This window comes from Chitinophaga sp. (assembly GCF_036569185.1).
In the GTDB taxonomy this organism is placed as follows: domain Bacteria; phylum Bacteroidota; class Bacteroidia; order Chitinophagales; family Chitinophagaceae; genus Chitinophaga.
Window position 1 is genome coordinate 1 of record NZ_DATCRD010000409.1, and the last position, 4458, is coordinate 4458.

General features: G+C 44.3%; 6 protein-coding genes and 1 tRNA gene. All 7 read left to right on the top strand.

The genetic code is table 11. The annotated features are described in order from the left end of the window. Positions 1 to 243: hypothetical protein (locus tag VIM72_RS30720; protein ID WP_332006617.1), on the top strand; the 243-nt coding region annotated here is incomplete at its 5' end. A 62-nt stretch (positions 244 to 305) separates the two neighbouring features. Beyond that, positions 306 to 1346, top strand: a complete 1041-nt coding sequence (locus tag VIM72_RS30725) for a sensor histidine kinase (protein WP_332006618.1) — start codon at positions 306 to 308, stop codon at positions 1344 to 1346. Then, positions 1343 to 2059, top strand: coding sequence for a LytTR family DNA-binding domain-containing protein (locus VIM72_RS30730; protein ID WP_332006619.1), 717 nt, complete (start codon positions 1343 to 1345; stop codon positions 2057 to 2059). The genes VIM72_RS30725 and VIM72_RS30730 overlap by 4 nt, the downstream gene beginning before the upstream one ends. A gap of 170 nt (positions 2060 to 2229) precedes the next feature. Further along, on the top strand, positions 2230 to 2811 hold the full coding sequence (locus VIM72_RS30735; RefSeq protein ID WP_332006620.1) for a Crp/Fnr family transcriptional regulator: 582 nt from the start codon (positions 2230 to 2232) through the stop codon (positions 2809 to 2811). A gap of 154 nt (positions 2812 to 2965) precedes the next feature. After that, positions 2966 to 3637 (top strand): type 1 glutamine amidotransferase domain-containing protein, encoded by a 672-nt coding sequence (locus tag VIM72_RS30740; protein ID WP_332006621.1) that lies wholly within the window; start codon positions 2966 to 2968, stop codon positions 3635 to 3637. A gap of 55 nt (positions 3638 to 3692) precedes the next feature. Next, complete coding sequence (locus VIM72_RS30745) at positions 3693 to 4004, top strand: putative quinol monooxygenase (protein WP_332006622.1); 312 nt, start codon at positions 3693 to 3695, stop codon at positions 4002 to 4004. Positions 4005 to 4115: 111 nt separating this feature from the next. Continuing rightward, positions 4116 to 4199 (top strand) — tRNA-Leu (locus VIM72_RS30750). Positions 4200 to 4458: the final 259 nt, after the last annotated feature.

Genomic DNA, 4458 nt, shown 5'->3' on the forward strand with positions numbered 1-4458 from the left:
ACCCTTGCGAAAGGATTTGGTTCAGTAGAAGCCACTCAGCAAAAGGTGATAGAAATGGGAAAAGCCAAAGGAGCAGATGGCGTAATTATGACGCTCACAGAAGATGTGGTCGTTACCCAGCAAAATGGCACAGCCATTGCAAGTAAAACGAAGAAGGATAAGGTAATAGCCAATTCATCCTCTCAAACAAGGGATATTAAGGAAACAAAGATAATTGCAACCTTTATTAAGTACGATCAGTAAACCCATAAAGGAATTGCGTAAATACCCTTACGCAATTCCTTCTTTATTAAACCCTTCACCAGATGTTGAAAGTAAATTACAGGCGATTGCTTTTACTGGCATTATTCTCCCTGTTTATATATGGCTCTTTCTTCTTCCTGTCATACGTAGTGGATCCCGGGCGGACCACTAAAGAATTTACAAGTCCATGGAATGTGCTGCTTTTTGTAGCCGAATCCGTTATTACCCATTATATACTGATATTTGAAGTGATCATTCCTGCGATGCATAAGGAACGTAAGCACCGCAAACTGCTGATGATCACAATATTGCTTTTCCTTATCAAATTCATATTGAACTATGGCTACTTTTTGATCCAGCGGGAGCATAATGTTGTTTCCACCAAAACTTCATTATCTCTGAGCAGTATGAGCTGGCTATTACTGATAGTGTACGTATTTAACATTATTACAAGTTTTTCAATCGCGCTGTTAGTGGAGTGGGTACGAAAAGGGAAAGAACATATCCTGTTGGAAAAACAAAGAACAGAAGCAGAACTCAGTGCGCTAAAGCACCAGATCAATCCTCATTTCCTGTTTAATTCGTTAAGTTTCATTTATGGAAAAGTTATTAAACTAGATAAGGAAACGGCGGATTCGATACTGATACTGGCAAACATTATGCGGTATGCACTGGGAAAAAGTGATGCAGCAGACGGACAGGTGAGTATTATGGATGAGTTAGAGCATATGAAAAATGTGGTTGAAATTAATCAGCGCCGCCATAACCGGCATTTACATATTCAGTATGAAGAACAGATCGATGATCAGTCGATCAGGATTATTCCATTGGTGCTGATAACTTTGGTGGAAAATGCCTTTAAACATGGCGATCTGCATAACGCGGCTCATCCCCTGCTTATAAAAGTATGTACCAATGTAAACGAGTTTTCTTTTGACATCCGTAATAAAAAAGGAAAAGGTATTAAGGAGCTGTCTAATGGGGTTGGCCTTCAGAATATCAGCCAGCGGCTTAGTCTGACCTATGGACACCGTTGCAGTTTCATATTGCAGAACGGGGAACAATTCTTTAGTGCATCATTAAAAATAAACTGGAACATATGATAGATTGTATCATTATAGATGATGAGCAGCATGGCATCGATCTTCTCAAAGAACATATCGATCAGGTACATTTCCTACGTTTAGTGGGCACTACCACAGATCCGGTAAGAGGACTTACAATGATAACAGACCTACGACCACGGCTCATCTTTCTGGATGTGCAGATGCCAAATCTTACCGGTATAGAAATACTAAATCTCGTTGGTAAGGACAGTTATATCATCATGACAACGGCCTATAAAGAATATGCAATGGAGGGCTTTGAACACGCGGTGGTAGACTATCTGTTAAAACCGATAGCATTTGTAAGGTTTCTGAAAGCCGTTAATCGCCTGTGGACTTTTCACAATGCCACCCAATTGAAAAATGACCAGGATAGTTATTTATTTGTAAAAACAGAACAAAAAGGCAAGTTACTGAAGATCGATTCCCGGAGGATCACATACATCGAGGGTCTGGGCAATTATGTTGTCATTCAGATGGACGACCAGCGGAAGATCACCGCGTATCTGAAGCTGAAAGAACTTGCTGAACACCTGTCAACGATGGGTTTCGTACGCATACATAAGTCGTTTATTATATCACTTAGTCATCTGACCGCCATAGAAGGTAATATGGTGAGGATCCTGAACGAAACAAAGCCAATTGTTATAGGAGAAGCGTATAAAAAGAAGTTTTTTGAACTGGTGAATGCGAAGTTGCTTTCATCTTAACCTATTAATTACCAGTGTCATTTGGTTGCAAAAGGCCAGGTACCTGCCGGGCAATATTGCGGCATTTGCTAACCCCGTTCCACAAAAAAACTTTAAAGATATTGACCGATTTTTACGATATTAAGCTACCGCGGCATTAAGCGGCGGCCTGCCCTTCTGCGTACAATAACATGGAAACACTCAGACAACATATTGAACAGATCACGCCTCTTAATGATGAGGAGCTTGCATATGTTAAAACCTTCTTTACGCTGAAAAGGGTGCGGAAAAACCAGTACCTGCTGCATGAGGGCGATGAGGTAAAATATGAATACCTGGTGGTGAAAGGAATTTACAAAGTATTTTATGTTGATGCCCAAGGCAAAGAATACATTGTGCAGCTTGCCCAGGAAAACTGGTGGATGACCGATTACCAGGCTTATTTTAAGCAAAAGCAGGCAACCATGTATGTTCAATGTATGGAAGAAGGCGAGGTGTTATGCCTTACACTTCACGGCAGGGAAAAACTTTCTGCCGACCTTCACAAAATGGAACATTTTTTCCGGGTTAAGCTCACCAATGGTTATGTGGCGCTGCAGCAAAGAGTAACCCTGCTACTTTCCAGCACCCCTCAGCAGCGGTATGAGGAGTTTGCAAAGCTGTATCCCAGCCTGCTGCAGAGGATCTCTAAAAAGTTCATTGCAGAATACCTTGGTGTAAGCCGTGAAACACTCAGCAGGCTGCACTCCGCCAACAATACTACCCAAAAGTAAGCGATCCTTTAGCCACCCCGGAACACGCCTAATGTGATCCGGATCACACATTAATAGTGATCCTGCTCCTTTTCCCGCGGCCTCCCCTGCCGGTATCTTTGTACTGTAAAAACGCTGCAGCTGCAGCATTCACAAACATTCAAATCTTATAGCCATGAAAAAGAAAATCCTCATCATCGTTTCCAATGCAAATGTTATTGGCCCTAACAACCGGAGAACAGGCACCTTTTTACCTGAAGTGGCACACCCCTATGCTGTATTCAAAGATGCCGGTTACCAGGTAGATTTTGCCAGCCTTTCCGGCGATACCCCTTATCTGGATGCCCTGAACCTGGCCGGCGATCCGGATAATCTTGCCTTTTTAACCGGGGAAGGCTGGGCTGCCATGCAAAAAGCAGCTAAGCTTTCAGGCGTAGATGTAAGCGTATATGATGCCATTTTTGTACCCGGCGGGCTGGCTCCCATGGTTGACATGCCGGAGAATGCCCTGCTTAAGAAAGTTATTGCGGAAACCTATGAACGTAATGCGGTTGTAGGCGCAGTATGTCACGGCCCCGTATCCTTATTAAATGTGAAGCTGAGCGACGGCTCCTACCTGGTTAACGGTAAAAATATTACTTCCTTTACCACCGCAGAGGAAGACAACTACGCACGGCCGGATGTACCTTTTGACCTGCAAACCGCGCTTACTGCGCAGGGAGCCCTCTTTCATGTTGCAGCCCCCTGGAGTGCCAACAGCCTGGCAGACGGCCTCCTGGTAACCGGCCAGAATCCCGCATCCGCTAAAGGTGTAGGTGAAAAGATGGTAGCCATTTTATCAAAATAGTTCCGGCAGGTGTGCAGTACAATTATTTATTCAACAACAAAAAAATTTAAGCATTATGAATCACAAACCTGTTAGTGTATTTGCCAGGTGGCAGGTAAAGGAAGGCCAGCTGGAAACTGTGCTGGCGCTGTTAACGGTAGCTGCTGAAAAAAGCCGCCAGGAACCCGGGAATTTATTTTACAAGCTGCACCAAAGCATTACCGATCCTCATACGCTTGTATTGTTTGAGGGTTATGCAGATGAACCGGCAGCGAATGCACACCGTGAATCTGCGCATTTCCAGGAGATTGTTGTTGGAAAAATAGTTCCGCTGCTAGCGGGCCGGGAAGTGATCGTAACAACAGGCATCCTGGACAACCAGGGCTAATGCCTGTGATGCCAGCGGCAGCCGGCCTTTTCTGCGGCCGGCGCCATTTTTTCCGAATAAAAATTTGGAGAAATAAAATCTACGCTTATTTTTGCAGCCCTTAACACGAATGCCCAGATGGCGAAATTGGTAGACGCACTGTGTTCAGGTCGCAGCGTTCGCAAGGATGTGCTGGTTCGAATCCAGTTCTGGGCACAAAACCCTCAACTTACGTTGAGGGTTTTGCATTTAAGGACATAGCACATTAGCTCCGGTGGCGCCTGTTTACGATCAGTTGCTATACATTATAGCTCAAACGGCGTGGTCATATACAAATGCAGGTTAGCTGTTGCTGCAAGGCGATGCTGATTGGCAATGTCGCGATAGGCATCGCTTTCCGCAATTGTTTTAAATGCCCTGGCGCTGGGGTACTCTACCAGTAAAATAGCATCCCACTCTTCGTTCTCCGGCGCAA

Bases quoted from the DNA above. Each gene is read 5' to 3' on its own strand.
- VIM72_RS30725 (WP_332006618.1), top strand. From the start codon at position 306: ATGTTGAAAGTAAATTACAGGCGATTGCTTTTACTGGCATTATTCTCC.
- VIM72_RS30730 (WP_332006619.1), top strand. From the start codon at position 1,343: ATGATAGATTGTATCATTATAGATGATGAGCAGCATGGCATCGATCTT.
- VIM72_RS30735 (WP_332006620.1), top strand. From the start codon at position 2,230: ATGGAAACACTCAGACAACATATTGAACAGATCACGCCTCTTAATGAT.
- VIM72_RS30740 (WP_332006621.1), top strand. From the start codon at position 2,966: ATGAAAAAGAAAATCCTCATCATCGTTTCCAATGCAAATGTTATTGGC.
- VIM72_RS30745 (WP_332006622.1), top strand. From the start codon at position 3,693: ATGAATCACAAACCTGTTAGTGTATTTGCCAGGTGGCAGGTAAAGGAA.